The 15,755-nt window shown below is 73.7% G+C and carries 16 protein-coding genes; 1 reads left to right on the top strand and 15 read right to left on the bottom strand.

The features are described from left to right. Window positions 1-51: 51 nt before the first annotated feature. From B5P21_RS08020 to B5P21_RS07950, 15 genes are all read right to left on the bottom strand, one after another. On the bottom strand, window positions 52-1,518 hold the full coding sequence (locus B5P21_RS08020; protein WP_210433764.1) for a lamin tail domain-containing protein: 1,467 nt from the start codon (window positions 1,516-1,518) through the stop codon (window positions 52-54). A 141-nt stretch (window positions 1,519-1,659) separates the two neighbouring features. Continuing rightward, complete coding sequence (nusB, locus tag B5P21_RS08015) at window positions 1,660-2,073, bottom strand: transcription antitermination factor NusB (protein WP_045528195.1); 414 nt, start codon at window positions 2,071-2,073, stop codon at window positions 1,660-1,662. A 3-nt stretch (window positions 2,074-2,076) separates the two neighbouring features. Continuing rightward, window positions 2,077-2,640: an elongation factor P gene (gene efp / locus B5P21_RS08010; protein WP_012038481.1), complete on the bottom strand. Its 564-nt coding sequence runs from the start codon at window positions 2,638-2,640 to the stop codon at window positions 2,077-2,079. Window positions 2,641-2,751: 111 nt separating this feature from the next. Then, entirely contained in the window at window positions 2,752-3,192 is a 441-nt protein-coding gene (locus B5P21_RS08005) for a type II 3-dehydroquinate dehydratase (RefSeq protein ID WP_045528196.1), read from the bottom strand. A gap of 20 nt (window positions 3,193-3,212) precedes the next feature. Next, a complete protein-coding gene (locus B5P21_RS08000; protein ID WP_045528197.1) occupies window positions 3,213-3,998 on the bottom strand; it encodes an SDR family oxidoreductase in 786 nt (261 codons plus the stop codon). Beyond that, window positions 3,995-5,137 (bottom strand): 3-dehydroquinate synthase, encoded by a 1,143-nt coding sequence (gene aroB / locus B5P21_RS07995; RefSeq protein ID WP_172457226.1) that lies wholly within the window; start codon window positions 5,135-5,137, stop codon window positions 3,995-3,997. Before aroB ends, B5P21_RS08000 begins: the two co-directional genes overlap by 4 nt. Then, window positions 5,134-5,625: a shikimate kinase gene (locus tag B5P21_RS07990; protein WP_045528198.1), complete on the bottom strand. Its 492-nt coding sequence runs from the start codon at window positions 5,623-5,625 to the stop codon at window positions 5,134-5,136. The genes aroB and B5P21_RS07990 overlap by 4 nt, the downstream gene beginning before the upstream one ends. 2 nt (window positions 5,626-5,627) lie before the next feature. Next, on the bottom strand, window positions 5,628-6,866 hold the full coding sequence (aroC, locus tag B5P21_RS07985) for a chorismate synthase (RefSeq protein ID WP_094171011.1): 1,239 nt from the start codon (window positions 6,864-6,866) through the stop codon (window positions 5,628-5,630). Window positions 6,867-7,003: 137 nt separating this feature from the next. Further along, entirely contained in the window at window positions 7,004-7,894 is an 891-nt protein-coding gene (locus B5P21_RS07980; RefSeq protein WP_045528200.1) for a shikimate dehydrogenase, read from the bottom strand. Next, window positions 7,887-9,461 (bottom strand): endolytic transglycosylase MltG, encoded by a 1,575-nt coding sequence (gene mltG / locus B5P21_RS07975; protein ID WP_246865261.1) that lies wholly within the window; start codon window positions 9,459-9,461, stop codon window positions 7,887-7,889. Before mltG ends, B5P21_RS07980 begins: the two co-directional genes overlap by 8 nt. Continuing rightward, complete coding sequence (ruvX, locus tag B5P21_RS07970; protein WP_045528201.1) at window positions 9,415-9,900, bottom strand: Holliday junction resolvase RuvX; 486 nt, start codon at window positions 9,898-9,900, stop codon at window positions 9,415-9,417. Before ruvX ends, mltG begins: the two co-directional genes overlap by 47 nt. After that, window positions 9,900-12,557 (bottom strand): alanine--tRNA ligase, encoded by a 2,658-nt coding sequence (alaS, locus tag B5P21_RS07965; protein WP_094171010.1) that lies wholly within the window; start codon window positions 12,555-12,557, stop codon window positions 9,900-9,902. Before alaS ends, ruvX begins: the two co-directional genes overlap by 1 nt. 5 nt (window positions 12,558-12,562) lie before the next feature. Beyond that, window positions 12,563-12,784: a hypothetical protein gene (locus B5P21_RS07960; protein WP_015490468.1), complete on the bottom strand. Its 222-nt coding sequence runs from the start codon at window positions 12,782-12,784 to the stop codon at window positions 12,563-12,565. 198 nt (window positions 12,785-12,982) lie between these two features. Next, a complete protein-coding gene (rpsD, locus tag B5P21_RS07955) occupies window positions 12,983-13,612 on the bottom strand; it encodes a 30S ribosomal protein S4 (RefSeq protein ID WP_012038492.1) in 630 nt (209 codons plus the stop codon). A 249-nt stretch (window positions 13,613-13,861) separates the two neighbouring features. Next, window positions 13,862-15,340 (bottom strand): replication-associated recombination protein A, encoded by a 1,479-nt coding sequence (locus B5P21_RS07950; RefSeq protein ID WP_094171009.1) that lies wholly within the window; start codon window positions 15,338-15,340, stop codon window positions 13,862-13,864. Between the two features lie 73 nt (window positions 15,341-15,413). Here B5P21_RS07950 and B5P21_RS07945 point away from each other — a divergent pair, with 73 nt between their 5' ends. Beyond that, window positions 15,414-15,689, top strand: a complete 276-nt coding sequence (locus B5P21_RS07945) for a hypothetical protein (RefSeq protein WP_045528203.1) — start codon at window positions 15,414-15,416, stop codon at window positions 15,687-15,689. The last annotated feature ends 66 nt before the right edge of the window (window positions 15,690-15,755 follow it).

Genomic DNA, 15,755 nt, shown 5'->3' with positions numbered 1-15,755 from the left:
ATCCGACCCGGCCGCATGCGATCATCCGGCCCTCGGCGCGGGTTGGGGGGATCAGCTCCCCGGGCACGGGTAGGTGCCGCGACGCAGCGAGTGCCCGCCGGTGTCGGCGTCGTCCGCGTAGTAGGTGGAGCGGACGCCGTCCACGCAGGTGGCGGCCGCGTCGATCGCGAAGCCCTCGTTCTGCATCGCGGGATCGGCGCCGGCGGGGGCCTCCTGCACCGTGCGCCGGGTGAAGGACCCCGTCCCGTCGAGGGCGTAGAGCGCCGTCCTCCCCGCGCTCGCGTCGTCGCTGACGACCCACAGCGCACCGATGTCGCGGTCGAACTCCACGTCGGCCACCACGGAGAACGGCGTCGCGATGGTGGCGACGCGCAAGTGGGCGCCATCGGGCATGAGGGCGTACGCGTACACGGTCGCCGTCCCCTCCACGCCGACCAGGAAGAGGCCGTCGCCGTGGCCGGGGTAGGCCTCCGGCTCGTAGCCGGTCCCCCGACGCTCGTCGCGGAAGCCGCCGGCGGTGAGGAAGGAGTCGGGCACCCACGTCACGCCCTCGGGACCGGCGTTGGCGGGGAGCCCCGGGAGGTCGTCGGCGAGATCCCACTCCTCCACGGCGGACAGCGTGTCCGCGGGGTCGGAGACGTCGTAGCGGAGGATGCTCGGTCGACTGACATCGGGCCGGTCCGCGTCGCGCTCCGCGGCGACGTACACGCCGCCCGCGGACGACTCCCCCGCGACCGTCACGCCCTCGGCGTCGACGGTCCCCGTGCCGTCCGCGAAGCGGAGCGTCCGTCCCCGGCTCCAACCCGAGGGATCGGGGCGACGGGATCCGTCCGGCTGAGCCAGGAGCCGGTGGAGCGTGCCCGTCTTGTTCTCCACGGCCCAGAGGACGCCCGGCGCGGATGTACCGGACGGCTCGATGTCCAGGCCGCTCAGGCTGCCCGTGACGAAGTCGACGGTGTCCACCGGCGTGAGCGTTCGGGAGCCGGGCCACGGCACCGTGTCCAGCGGCTCCGGGAACACGTTCTCCGCGCCGCGCGTCGCCCGCAGGGTGTCGGCCATGCCCGCCGACGCTCCCGGCCGCCGACCCAGGGTGGTCGGGGAGGGGCGGGTCCAGCTCCGCTCGTCCACGAGCGCTCCGTCCGGGGCCAGCAGGCGGACCGCGTCGGCGGAGCCGAGCCCGAAGTCGAAGCCGGCGGTCGTGTCCGAGGCCTGGTCGAGGACGACGAAGCCGCCCGGTGGGATCACCGTCCCGGACGGCAGCACGTAGCGGTGCGTCGGGTCGTCGTCGGTCAGCACGCACCCGCCGATGTCCACGGGCACGCTCCCGGTGTTGATGAGCTCGACCCAGTCGCCCGGGTCCCCGTCCGTGGACTCGATCTCGTTGATGCGCACCGCCGCGAACGGCGTCGCGGCGTCGGACGTCGACGACGACCGCGCGGATGCGGGGGCGGCCTGCGCGGCGAGCGCCCCCGCGAGGGCGATGAGCGCGACGACGGTAGCGCGGATGGAACGGCTCATGGGGTCCTCCTCACCGCAGGAGGATGGCAGATCCCCGGCCTCGACCCGCGTGCCCGTCCCCAGTCCGCGGCGCACGGGCACCCACGGCGGACGTGCGCCCCAGGCGCGACGAGGCGCGCTCGCACGCCGTCGACGCCGGATCTAGCCCTGCGCCGCCGCGATCCGTGCCAGCATGCCGTTCACGAACGACGCCGACTCGTCCGTCGACAGCGACGACGCGAGGTCGACGCTCTCCGAGATCGCGACGCCGTCGGGCACGTCGGCGTTGAAGAGGATCTCCCAGATGCCGATGCGCAGGATCGCGCGGTCGACAGCGGGCATGCGGGCGAGCGTCCAGTTCACCGAGTACGTCTCGATGAGCTCGTCGATCTCGTCCTGGTGCGCGACGAACCCCTCGGCGATCTCGCGCGCGTACTGCCACGAGGCCTGCCGGTCGGGCTCGGCCGCGGCGCGCTGCTGCTCGACCGCGAGGGTCGCGGGGATGGACTCGCCGCGGATGTCCGCGACGTAGAGGACGTCGAGGGCGCGCTTGCGCGCCTTGGTGCGTGCGCTCACGGGTCAGTCGGTGACGCGGCCGAGGTAGTCGCCCGTGCGGGTGTCCACCTTGACGCGCGTGCCCTGCTCGAGGAAGAGCGGGACCTGGATCTGGTGCCCGGTCTCGACCGTCGCGGGCTTGGTGCCGCCCGTCGAGCGGTCGCCCTGCAGGCCCGGCTCCGTGTACGTGATGGTGAGCACGACGGAGGCGGGCAGCTCGACGTAGAGCCCCTCGCCGTTGTGCAGCGCCACGGTGACGTCCTGGTTCTCGAGCATGAAGTTCTTCGCGTCGCCGACCTGGGCGGCCGACAGCGTGATCTGGTCGTAGTCGCTCGTGTCCATGAACACGAAGTTCTCGCCGTCGGCGTAGAGGTACTGGAAGTCGCGGCGGTCGACCGTCTCGGTCTCGATCTTCGCGCCCGCGTTGAACGTGCGGTCGACGACCTTGCCGCTCATCACGTTCTTGACCTTGGTGCGCACGAACGCGCCACCCTTGCCCGGCTTGACGTGCTGGAACTCGATGACGGTCCACAGCTGGCCGTCCATGTTGAGGACGACGCCGTTCTTGATGTCAGCGGTAGAGGCCATGCGGGGAGGGTCCTTGCCTGTTCGACGAGCGGGAGGTGCGGCGTCGGTGCGGCCGCACGGGGTGCCGGGCGCCGGCCCGGTGCGGGCGGCGTGGCGATCCGAGGGATCAGCCTAACGGGTGGCGGTCACGACGTGCGCGAGGGCCAGGAGGTAGGAGCCCTGCCCGAGCCCGGCGATGACGCCCGTGGCGACGGGCGAGATGACGCTCGTGTGCCGGAACTCCTCGCGCGCATGGGGGTTCGAGATGTGCACCTCGAGGAGGAGGATGCCGGCCTTCGTCACGAGCGCCGCGGCGTCGCGGAGCGCGTACGAGTAGTGCGTGAAGGCGGCGGGGTTCATGATCACGGGGCTCGCCGTGTCGACGGCCTCGTGCAACCAGCCGATGAGGGTCGCCTCGTCGTCGGTCTGCCGCAGGTCGATCTCGACGCCGTCGGGCGCGAACGCGACGAGCTCTCGGCGGAGGTCCTCGAGCGACCCGGTGCCGTACACGTCGGGCTCGCGGCTGCCGAGCCGTCCGAGGTTGGGGCCGTTGAGGACGAGCACGCGTGACATGCGCTCCAGCCTAGGGCGGGTCAGCCGACGCTCTGGCCGCCGTCGGATCGGATGCGCTGGCCGTTGATCCAGCCGCCCTCGGCGGAGAGCAGGAAGCACACGAGCGCGGCGGCGTCGCGGGGCTCGGCGAGCCGGCCGCGGGGCGTGGCCTGCCGGAGGCCCTCGCGCAGCTCGGGCGTGAACCAGCCGGTGTCGGTGGGCCCGGGATCCACGAGGTTCGCGGTCACGCGCACGTGCTCGAGCTCGCGCGCGGCCGCGATGACGATGCGGTCGAGCGCCGCCTTGCTCGCGCCGTAGGGCACGTTGCCGACGACGTGGTCGCTCGTGAGGGCCACGATGCGGCCCGCGCCGGGCTCCGCGCGGTACCGCCGGGCGAAGCCCTGGATGAGCTGGAGCGACGCCCGCACGTTCACGGCGAGGTGCCGGTCGAGGGCCTCCACGGTCGTGTCGAGGAGGCCGCTGTCGACCGACTCGGCGTGGCTGAGGACGAGGCCCGTGATCGGGCCGAGCTCGCGCTCGACCTCGTCGAGGATCCGCTCGGCCGCGCCCGTGTCCATCAGGTCGGCCTCGATCGCGTGCGCCCGGCCCCCGGCGCGCGCGACGGCCTCGGCGACCCGCGCGGGGTCGTCGGGCTGCGGACCCCAGGGCATGCGCGCGTCGTAGGCGGACCAGTAGGAGAAGGCGACGTCCCAGCCGCCGAGGGCCAGGTCCTCGGCGATGGCCGCGCCGAGACCCGCGACCCGGCCGACGCCCGTGATCAGCGCGACGGGGCGGACGGGCGCGTCGGGATGCGCGGGGTCGGTCATGAGCCGATCTCCTGGTACGCCGCGAACAGCAGCGCCTCCTCGGGCCCGTTGAGCACGCTGGCCCGGCCGACGCCGTCGAGGACGATGAAGCGCATCATGTCGCCGCGCGCCTTCTTGTCGCGCTTCATGCTCGCGACCAGCGTGGGCCAGCGGCCGACCGGGTAGCTGGTGGGCAGGTCGAGCGAGTCGAGGATCCGCCGGTGCCGGTCGACCGCCTCGTCCGAGAGCGAGCGCGTGAGGCGCGAGAGCTCCGCCGCGAACACCATGCCGACCGCGACGGCCGCGCCGTGCCGCCAGCGGTAGCGCTCGGCGTGCTCGATGGCGTGGCCGAGCGTGTGCCCGTAGTTGAGGATCTCGCGGCGGCCCTTCTCCGTGAAGTCCTCCCCCACGACCTCGGCCTTCATCGCGATCGACAGCTCCACGACGCGGCGGAACTCGCCGCTCGTGGGGTCCGTGACGCGCGCGACGTCCCGCTCGATGATGTCGAGGATCTCCGGTACCGCGATGAACCCGGCCTTCACGATCTCCGCGAAGCCCGTGACGATCTCGTTCCGCGGCAGGGTCGCGAGCAGGTCGAGGTCGACGATCACGGCGGTCGGCGCGTAGAAGGCGCCGACGAGGTTCTTGCCCTCGGACGTGTTGATGCCGGTCTTCCCGCCGACGGCCGCGTCGACCATGGCGAGCACGGTCGTCGGGATCTGGATGAGCATCACGCCGCGCAGCCACGTCGCCGCGACGAAGCCGCCGAGGTCGGTCGTGGCGCCGCCGCCGAGCGTGATGACGGCGTCGGAGCGCGTGAAGTCGGTGGTTCCCATGATCTTCCAGCAGAACGCGGCGACCTCGACGCGCTTGGCGCCCTCGGCGTCGGGCACCTCCGCGAGGTACACCTCCACGTCGCCCTGCAGGCGCTCGCGCAACCGAGACGCCTCCTCGGCGAGGGCGGGCGCGTGCACGATGAGCACCTTGCGCACGCGCGGGCCGAGCAGCGCGCCCACGCCCTGGACGAGGCCGCGGCCCACGGTGACGTCGTAGCCGGGCGTGCCGGACACGTGGATCACGGTGGGCGCGTCGGGCTCGGCGGCCGGCGGCGTCGCGGCGGCGGCGGTCCGGGCGGTCTCGGTGGGGGTCGGTTCGGTCATGGCTGCCTCTCCCGGGCGAAGCGCTCGATCTCGCGGGCGATGCGCGGGAGCGGGCGGTCGGAGGTGTCGATGGTCAGGTCGGCGAGCGAGCGGTAGAGCTCCTCGCGGTCGGCGACGATGCGGCGCCAGCTGTCGAGGCCGTCGACGAGCGGGCGGTCGTGGCCGCGGATCCGCGCGCGCACGGCGTGCTCGCTGACGGTGAGGAGCACGACCCCGCACGACGCGAGGTCGGCGCGCGTCGCGGCATCGAGGACGGCTCCCCCGCCGAGCGAGACGACGCCGTCCTCCGCGAGGGCGGCGGCGACCGCGGAGCGCTCGAGCTCGCGGAACCGCGGCTCGCCGTGCTCGCGGAAGATGTCGGCGATGGATCCGTGCGCCGCGACGATGGCGCGGTCGGTGTCCGTGAACGGCACGCCCAGCGCCTTCGCGACGCGACGGCCGACCGTGGTCTTGCCCGCGCCGGGCGGGCCGATCAGGACGACCGGCACGCTCAGGCCTCGGGAGGAGCCGGCGGCGCGGCGTCCGCCTCGTCCACGAGATCGGCACCCGTGCGGCGGCCCTCGGGGATCGCGTCGAGGTAGCCGCGGAGGTTCCGCAGGGTCTCGCCCACGGAGTCGCCCCCGAACTTCTCCAGCACGGCGTCGGCGAGCGTCAGCGCGACCATGGCCTCGGCGACCACTCCCGCGGCGGGCACCGCGCACACGTCGGAGCGCTGGTGGTTCGCGGGGGCCGCGCCGCCCGTGGCGGTGTCGATGGTGCGGAGGGCGCGCGGCACGGTCGCGATGGGCTTCATGCCGGCGCGGACGCGGAGGACCGTGCCCGTCGACATGCCGCCCTCGGTGCCCCCCGCGCGGTCCGTGGACCGGCCGATGCCGGCGTCCGTGGAGAACAGCTCGTCGTGCGCCTCGGATCCGCGGCGCGTGGTGGTGAGGAAGCCGTCGCCGACCTCGACGCCCTTGATCGCCTGGATGCCCATGAGCGCGGCAGCGAGCTTCGAGTCGAGGCGGCGGTCCCAGTGCACGTGCGAGCCGAGGCCCGGCGGCAGGTCGTAGGCGAGGACCTCGACGACCCCGCCGACCGTGTCGCCGCTGGACTTGGTGTCGTCGACCTCGGCGACCATGCGGGCGCTCGTCTCGGCGTGGAAGCAGCGCAGCGGATCCGCGTCGAGCGCGTCCACGTCGGCCGGCGTCGGCAGCGGCGCGCCCTCGGGCACGCGGACGGGGCCGATGGCGAGCGTGTGGCTGACGAGCGTGATCCCGAGCTCGGCGAGGAACGCGCGCGCCACGGCGCCGAGCGCGACACGGGCCGCCGTCTCGCGGGCGCTCGCGCGCTCGAGCACGGGGCGCGCCTCTTCGAAGTCGTACTTCTGCATGCCCACCAGGTCGGCATGGCCGGGGCGGGGACGCGTGAGGGCCGCGGCGCGCGCGCCCTGCAGCTTCTCCGGATCCACCGGCTCGGGGCTCATGACGTCGACCCACTTGGGCCACTCGGTGTTGCCGATGCGCACGGCGATGGGGCTGCCGAGCGTGCGCCCGTGGACGACGCCGGTCGAGAGGCGCAACTCATCCTGCTCGAACGCCATGCGCGCGCCGCGGCCGTAGCCGAGCTTGCGACGGGCGAGGTCGGCGCGGATGCCGTCGAGGCTGACGGGCACGCCCGCGGGCAGGCCCTCCAGGACGGCGATGAGTTCGGGGCCGTGGGATTCCCCGGCGGTGAGCCAACGCAGCATGGCCCCATCCTCCCACAGCGGCAGGGTCGGTCCCGCGGGCCGGGCTCCCGTCGACGGCCTCCCACAGCGGCAGGGTCGGTCCCGCGGGCCGGGCTCCCGTCGACGGCCTCCCACAGCGGCAGGGTCGGCCCCGCGGCTCAGGCTCCCGTCCAGGGCCTCCGCGGATCCCGGCCGACGCTCGCGAGCATCGCCGCGAGCACCCGCTCCTCGTCGGGCAGCGGCAGCTCGGCGTCCCCGGCGACGAACAGCCTCACCTGGCCGAGCGCCTGCTGCACGAGCATGTCGATCCCCGGCACGACGCGCCCACCCGCGCGCTCCCACCCGGTGGCGATGCCGGTGGGCCAGGGCGCGTAGGTGACGTCGAGGAGCACGGTCGCCTCGGGCACGGCAGCGGGCAACGGCACGGTCGCGGCGGCGTCGCCCGGGAGGGTGCTGACCACGGTGTCGGCGTCGCGGAGCGCGCCCGGCGCGTCGTCGAGCGGCACGGCGCGGAGCGCGAGGCCCAGCTCGTCGGCCAGGGGCGCGAGCTCCCGGCCCTGCGCCGGGCGGCGGGCCGCGACGACGACCTCGCGCGCGCCCATCCGGGCCAGCGCGACGACCGCCGAGCGCGCGGTGGATCCAGCGCCCAGCACCACCGCCCGCCCGCACCGCTCGACGCCGGCCATCCCGAACGCGCGCACGATCCCCGGGACGTCCGTGTTCGCGCCGCGACGCCGCGTCCCGCCGTCGCCGTCCTCCTCCAAGAGCAGCGTGTTCGCCGCGCCCGCGAGGCGGGCCGTGTCGTCGAGCGCATCGAGGAGCGGCAGCACGTCGCGCTTCAGCGGCATCGTGAGCGAGAGGCCGCGCCAGCCCGATCCGAGGACCGCGACGAACGCGCCCAGATCCGCTCCCGTGCACTCGACCGCCTCGTAGGACCAGTCGAGCCCGAGCACCCGGTACGCCGCCGCGTGCAGCCGCGGCGAGAGCGAGTGCGCGATGGGGCTGCCGAGGACCGCCAGCCGCACGGCCGGCGTCCGCGGATCAGCCATTGCCCGGGTTGTCCTTCATGAACTGCTGCCACTGCGCGACGGCCTTCTCGTGCTCCTCGTACGTCTGCGAGAACACGGTGTCGCCCGTGATGGTGTTGACCGTGACGAAGTACAGCCACGGGCCGTCCGCGGGCGCCAGCGCCGCCTTGATCGCGAGGTCGCCCGGGTTCGAGATGGGGCCGACGGGCAGGCCCGGGTGCACGTACGTGTTCCACGGGTTGTCGTCCGCGCGCTCGGCATCGGTGGTCGTGACCCGGCCGACCGAGTTCGCCCCGTACGCGACGGTCGCGTCCGACTGCAGCGGCATGCCGATCGCGATGCGGTTCTGGAACACGCGCGACACCTTGTAGAAGTCCCCCTCGAAGCGGGCCTCCTTCTGGATGAGCGCGGCGAGCGTGAGCACGCGGTGCCGGTCGGCGGGTGCGACGCCGGCCTGGTCGAGCGCCTGGAAGGTGCGGCTCACCATCGCCTTGACCATGTCCGTCGCGGAGGTGCCGGGAGGGAAGTCGTACGTGGCCGGGAAGAGGTAGCCCTCGATGTTCGGCGCCTCGGCGGGGATGCCCAGCGCGGCGCGATCCGCGGCCGCGCCCTCCAGGTCGGCGACGGGCGTGCCGGTGCCCTCCGCGATGAGCTCGAACGCCTGCGCGGCGGTCTGCCCCTCGGGGATGGTGACCATGGCCTGGCTCTGGCTCGACGGATCCTGCAGCAGCGCCAGCGCGGACGCCGCGCTCATCTGCTTCCGCAGCGTGTAGGTCCCCGGCTGGAACACGACCTCGCCGCCCGAGGCGACGACGGCCCGGTAGAACGCCTTCGACGTCTTCACGACGTCCTGCGCGGCGAGCGTGTCGCCGATGGTGCTGCCCGTGTCGCCCGTCTTGACGACGACCTGCACCTCGCCGGATCCGTCGCCGTCGTAGTCGGTGGGCTCGGCGGGCGTGAGGAGCGCCGTCACGACCGGGCCGAAGAGCGACGTGGCGATGACCGCGGCTCCGCCGAACAGCGCGATGAGCAGGACCACGACGTACGGCCACTTCGGGTGGCGGCGCTTCGGCTTCGGGGCGACGGGGGCCGCGCGGGGCGGCGGTGCGCCGCGGCCGTCGTCCGCCGTCCTGCGGGTCGGCGTGAGGGGGGTCGGGGTGGTCCGGGCAGCGCTCGCGGCGGCCGCCTCGACGCGAGGACGCTCCTCGGACGCGGGACGCGGAGCGCCGGCGGAGGCGAGCGGCGCGGTCTCGCGCGCAGCGGGACGCTCGTCGGCCACCGTGCGTCGTGGTGCGTCGTCCGGTGCGGGAGTCCCCGCCTGCGCCTCCGCCGCCTCGCGCAGCGCGCGGAGCTCGCGTCGCGTCTTGGGGGCGCCGGTGCCGATGCCGGGTCCGTCGCCGCGAGGAGCGGGCGAGGGATCCGGGGCGGGAGCGGCCGCGTGCGTCGGGGCCGGGGAGTCCGCGGCCTGGTCGCCGAAGAGGCTCTCGAAGGGGTCGCCACCTCCACCCGCGGCCGCCGTGGCGCGTCGGGTGGGATCGGTCTCAGGCGTGTCGGTCAGGATCGACTCGGTTCCTCGGGACGAGAGCACCGGGTGGGGAGCCGGCGGCGCGCTCGGTCTCGAGCGCGTGTTGAAGGATTATAACGGCCGCCACCTGGTCGATCACCGGCTTCTGCTGACGAGAGCCTCTGCCCGAGGCCCGCAGGGCGCCCTGCGCGGAGACCGTCGAGAGGCGCTCGTCGACCAGCCGGACGGGGATCCCGGTCGCGTCCGCGAGCCGCCGGGCGAACCCCTCCGCGTCGTCCGTGGACGCGGTCGCGCGGCCCGAGAGCGCCAGCGGCAGGCCCACGAGGAGCTCCGCGCAGTCGATCTCGGCCGCCACCTCGAGGATCCGCCGCACGTCCGCCGAGCCGCCCGCGTCGCGCGGCACGGTCTCGACGGGCGTCGCGATCAGCCCGTGCGGATCCGACCGCGCGAGGCCGATGCGGGCCTTGCCCACGTCGACGGCCAGCCGGGATCCGATCCGCATCAGGAGGCGAGCGCCTGGCGGACCGCGGCCAGCGCGTCGGCGATGGCCGACATGTCGGATCCGCCGCCCTGCGCCAGGTCGTCCTTGCCGCCTCCGCCGCCCCCGAGCACGGCGGCCGCGGCGCGGGCGAGCTGCCCGGCCTTGGCGCCGGCGTCGCGCGCGGCCTGGTTCGTGGCCACGATGACGGTCGGCTTGCCGCCCGCATCGCCCGCGAGGGCGACCACGACGGGCTCGGATCCCGCGCGCTCCCGCACGAGGGTGACCAGCTGGCGCACCTCGTCCGCCGAGCGGACGCTGCCGAGCGACTCCTGGATGAGCGTGACGGCGCCCACGCGCGCGCCCTGCTGGAGGAGCGCCGGCACGCGCTGCTGCAGCGCCTGCGCCTCGAAGTCGGCGATGCGCCGCTCCGCCGTCTTGAGGTTCTGCATGAGGTCGGCGATCCGGTCCGGCAGCTGCTCGCGCGGCGTCTTGAGGCTCGACGTGAGCTGCGACACGATGGCGCGCTCGACGGCGAGGTCCTGGAACGCCTCGCGGCCGACGAGGGACTCGATGCGGCGGTTGGTGGATCCGACGGACGACTCCCCCACCACGTTGATGAGCCCGATCTGCGCGCTGGACGACACGTGCGTGCCGGCGCACAGCTCGCGCGACCACGGTCCGCCGATGTCGACGACGCGCACGGTGTCGCCGTACTTCTCGCCGAACAGCGCCATGGCGCCGAGCTGCTTGGCCTCGTCGATGGGCATCACGCGCGTCACGACCTGCAGGTCGTCGCGCACGGCGCCGTTGGCGATGTCCTCGATCTCGCTGCGGGTCTCGGCGCTCAGCGCCTGGTTCCACGCGAAGTCGAGGCGCATGTAGCCGGCCCGGTTGTAGGAGCCCGACTGGTGCGCGTCCTGGCCGAGCACCTGGCGGAGCGCGGCGTGCACGAGGTGCGTGCCCGAGTGCGCCTGGGTCGCGCCGCGGCGCCAGTCGGCGTCGACGACCGTGGTGGCGGCGTCGCCGACCCCCACCTCACCCGAGCGGACCTGCACGCGGTGGCTGATGAGGCCCTTCACGGGCTTCTGCACGTCGAGCACCTCGAGGTCGAAGCCGTTCCCGACGATGCTGCCCGCGTCGGCCTCCTGGCCGCCGGACTCGGCGTAGAGGCTCGTCTCGGGGAGGATGACCTCCGCGATGTCGCCCGCGACCGCATGGTCGACGCTGTGGCCGCCCACGATGAGGCCGAGGATCGTCGTCCCGGTCTCCAGCTCGTCGTAGCCGGTGAAGCGCGTCTCGCCGGCCGCGCGGAACTGGCTGTACACGGTGAGGTCGGCCAGCGCCGTCTTCTTGGATCTCGCGTCGGCCTTGGCGCGCGTGCGCTGCTCCAGCATCAGCCGGTCGAAGGACTCGCGGTCGACCGTGAGGCCGTTCTCCTCGGCCATCTCGAGCGTGAGGTCGATGGGGAAGCCGAACGTGTCGTGCAGGAGGAACGCGGTGTCGCCCGCGATCCGCTCGCCGCCCTGGGCCTTCGTCTCGCCGACGGCCACGTCGAGGATCGTCGTGCCGCCCGAGAGCGTGCGCAGGAAGGTCTCCTCCTCCGCGTACGCGAGGCGCGAGATGCGGTCGAAGTCGTCGGAGACCTCGGGGTACGCGGCCTTCATGGCGTCGCGCGACGCGGGGAACAGCTCGCCGAAGGTCGCCGCGTCCACGCCCATGAGGCGCATCGCGCGCACGGTGCGGCGCATGAGGCGGCGCAGGATGTACCCGCGCCCCTCGTTGGACGGCCGCACGCCGTCCGACATGAGCATGAGCGAGGAGCGCACGTGGTCGGCGACGATGCGCATGCGCACGTCGTCCTCGTGGTCGGCGCCGTAGCGGCGGCCGGCGAGTTCGGCCGCGCGGTCGAGCACCGGGCGCACCTGGTCGATCTCGTACATGTTCTCGACGCCCTGCTTGAGGAACGCGACGCGCTCGAGCCCCATGCCCGTGTCGATGTTCTTCTTCGGCAGGTCGCCGAGGATCTCGAAGTCGCTCTTGCCCGTGCCGACCCCGCGCAGGTACTGCATGAAGACGAGGTTCCAGATCTCCACGTAGCGGTCGTCGTCGGTGGCCGGGCCGCCGTCGGCGCCGTACGCCGGGCCGCGGTCGAAGAAGATCTCCGAGCAGGGGCCCGCCGGGCCGGGCTGCCCGGTGTGCCAGTAGTTCGTGTCGCGGCCGAGGCCCTGGATCCGCTCGTCCGGCAGGCTCGCGATGCGCTTCCACGCCTGCCGGGCCTCGTCGTCCTCGTGGTACACGGTGACCCAGAGGTCGTCGGGCGAGAAGCCGAGGCCGCCGTCGGCCTCGCTCGTGGTGAGCAGCTCCCACGCGTACGCGATGGCCTGCTCCTTGAAGTAGTCGCCGAAGGAGAAGTTGCCGTTCATCTGGAAGAAGGTGCCGTGCCGGGGCGTGCGGCCGACCTCCTCGATGTCGAGCGTGCGGATGCACTTCTGGACGCTCGTGGCGCGCGGGAACGGCGCGGGCACGACGCCCGTAAGGTAGGGCACGAACGGCACCATGCCGGCCACCGTGAACAGCAGGGTCGGGTCGTCGCTCACGAGCGACGCCGACGGCACCACGGTGTGCCCCCGGTCGCCGAAGTACGTCAGCCAGGCGTTGCGGATGTCTGCGGTCTGCATGCGGTCTACTGCTTTCCCAGCTCGGTGATGGTGTCCTCGGCCTCGCCCACGGCGGAGCGGAGCTCGGCCTCGCGGCGGCGGTAGCCGTGCTCGACGGCCTCGCCGAAGCGGCGGGCCCGGGCGTCGACGCCCTGGAAGAGGCGGTGCCCGGCGGGCGTGCGGTCGACCACGTGGGCGACGGCGAAGCCGATGGCGACCCCCACGACGATGAGGACGAGGTTCTTCATGCTTCTCCCCTTCCGGGAGCGGCCCCCAGGTGGAGGTGACGTGCGGTGGCGGAGGCCGGCGGGGGCCGAGGGCGATCCTACCGGCCGGCCCGCGCGCGACCCGCGTGGGCCGGCGTCCGGATCGCGTCCCGCCCGGAGACGCCGAGAGGCGGGCCGCCCGGATGGACGACCCGCCTCGCGGACGGTGGAGCGGTGTGGCTAGCGTGCCGCGTAGTACTCGACGACCAGCTGGACCTCGCAGGTCACGGGGACCTCGGCGCGCTTCGGGAGGCGCACGAGGCGGGCCTGGAGCTTGTCGAGCTCGACCTCGAGGTACGAGGGGAGCTTCGGCAGCACGTCGGCGTGACCGCCGGCGGCGGCGACCTGGAAGGGCTCGGTGCCCTCGGAGCGCGGCTTGACGTGGATCATCTGGCCGGCCTTCACGCGGAAGGAGGGGCGGTCGACGATCTTGCCGTCGACCATGATGTGGCGGTGCACGACGAGCTGGCGGGCCTGCGCCGTGGTGCGCGCGAGGCCGGAGCGGACGACGAGCGCGTCGAGGCGCTGCTCGAGGATCTCGACGAGGTTCTCACCGGTCAGGCCCTGCGTGCGACGCGCCTCCTGGAAGGCGATCTTGAGCTGGGCTTCGCGGATGCCGTACTGGGCGCGCAGACGCTGCTTCTCGCGCAGGCGGACGGCGTAGTCGCTGTCCTGCTTGCGCTTGGACCGGCCGTGCTCGCCCGGCGCGTAGGGGCGCTTCTCGAGGTACTTGGCCGCCTTCGGCGTGAGCGGGATGCCCAGCGCGCGGGAGAGGCGGGTCTTGCTGCGGGTGCGTGACTTGGTGGACACGTTTTCCTTCCAGGGAGAAAGTCTCTGACTACGGGTGGTGCAGGGCGTCCGCGCACACGCATGGGCGCGCGACGATCGAGACCGCTGATGCGGTGTCCTGCGGAAGTAGAGGGATTCGCCACGGGTCGTCCGGCTACAGGACGTGTCCCTTGATCATGATGTCGACGCAGCCGCACGCGACACTCGATTGAGGCGTCAGCAAGCGTAGCACGCGATCGCCGTGATCCCCGGGGATGCGCCGCGCCGACATCAGCCTCCGCGGACGATGCGGCGCAGCTTCTCCAGCCGTGCCGACAGGTCGCGCTCGTGCCCGTGCTGCGTGGGCGAGTAGTACGTGCGGCCGACGAGCTCGTCCGGCAGGTACTGCTGCGTGACGACGCCGATGTCCGCGTCGTGCGGGTAGCGGTAGCCCTTGCCGTGGCCGAGCCGCTTCGCGCCCGGGTAGTGCGCGTCGCGGAGATGCAGGGGCACGCGGCCGAATGCGCCGGCGCGGACGTCCGCGATGGCCTGGTCGATCCCGAGGTAGGAGGCGTTCGACTTGGGCGCGGTCGCGAGGTGCACGACCGCCTGCGCCAGCGGGATCCGTCCCTCCGGCATGCCGATGAGCTGCACCGCGTCCGCCGCCGCGACCGCGACCACGAGCGCCTGCGGGTCGGCGAGCCCGATGTCCTCCGAGGCGGAGACGATGATCCGCCGCGCGATGAACCGCGGGTCCTCCCCCGCCTCGATCATGCGGGCCAGGTAGTGCAGCGCGGCGTCGACGTCGGATCCGCGGATCGACTTGATGAACGCGCTGATGACGTCGTAGTGCTCGTCGCCGTTGCGGTCGTAGCGGAGCAGCGCCCGGTCGACTGCGAGCGCGACCTGCTCGGTGGAGATGGGGATGGGGATGGGGATGGGGATGGGGATGGGGATGGGGATGGGGATGGGGATGGGCGCGGGATCCTCGGCGGGGGCCGCGTCATCGCCCTCCCGCTCGTCGTCGTCGTCCTCGTCGTCGTCGTCCGGCTCCCGGCCCTCGGACGCGGCCCGGGCCCGGCCCGTCGCATCCGCCCGCGCCGACACCGCCGCCGCCTCGAGCGCCGTCAGCGCGCGGCGCGCGTCCCCGGACGCGAGGCGGATGATCATGGCCCGCGCGTCGTCGTCGAGCGCGAACCGCCCGCCGAGGCCCCTGTCATCGGCGACGGCGCGGTCCACGAGCACGCCGAGGTCGTCGTCGTCGAGCTGCTCCAGCGTCAGGAGGAGGCTGCGGGACAGCAGCGGCGAGATCACGGAGAACGACGGGTTCTCCGTGGTGGCCGCGATGAGGATCACCCACCCGTTCTCCACGCCGGGCAGCAGCGCGTCCTGCTGTGCCTTGGTGAAGCGGTGGATCTCGTCGAGGAAGAGCACGGTCGAGACGCCGAAGAGGTCCCGGTCGCTCAGCGCCTTCTCCATCACCTGGCGCACGTCGCGGACGCCCGCGGTGACGGCCGAGAGCTCGACGAAGCGGCGGCTGGATCCGTGCGCGATGGCCTGCGCGAGCGTCGTCTTGCCCGTCCCGGGCGGGCCCCACAGGATGATCGAGACCGAGCCCTGCTCCCCCGCCACGTCGGAGGCGAGGCTCACGAGGGGCGAGCCGGGCGTCAGCAGGTGGCGCTGGCCGGTGACCTCGTCGAGGCTGCGGGGACGCATCCGGACGGCCAGGGGCGTCGCCCCCGAACGGAGGCCCGGTCGCGTGTCGGTCATGGTCTCGATGGTAGGCGCGACCGGCTATGGTTCCCGTACCGCCATCTCGGGCGGGACCGAACGTGAGGACGCCGTGGCCCCGAAGAACGACCGCGCAGCCCGCGAGGCGCAGGCCCGGCTCCGCCGCTACGCGGCCCGCCGAGAGCTGCACGCCCGGTCCGTGCGGCGCCGTCGCCGCGACGACCTGGCCGCGGTCGTCGCCGTCATCCTCGTCGCCGCCCTCGCGGTGGGGGCCCAGCTCGCGTACGAGTCCGGACCGGGCGCCCCGGACCCGGCCCCGTCGTCCTCGCCGTCGACCACGACCCCTTCCCCCGCCCCGGGGACGCCGGACGCCACGCCGACCCCCTGACCCGCCTCCGCGACCCCGTCCCCGCGGTGCGCGCGACCGGAGAGTCGGTCCCCCGGTCCTCACGGG

Origin of the sequence: Clavibacter michiganensis subsp. insidiosus (assembly GCF_002240565.1) — a bacterium.
GTDB classification, from domain to species: domain Bacteria; phylum Actinomycetota; class Actinomycetes; order Actinomycetales; family Microbacteriaceae; genus Clavibacter; species Clavibacter insidiosus.
This window is presented reverse-complemented; position numbering and strand designations above follow the sequence as displayed.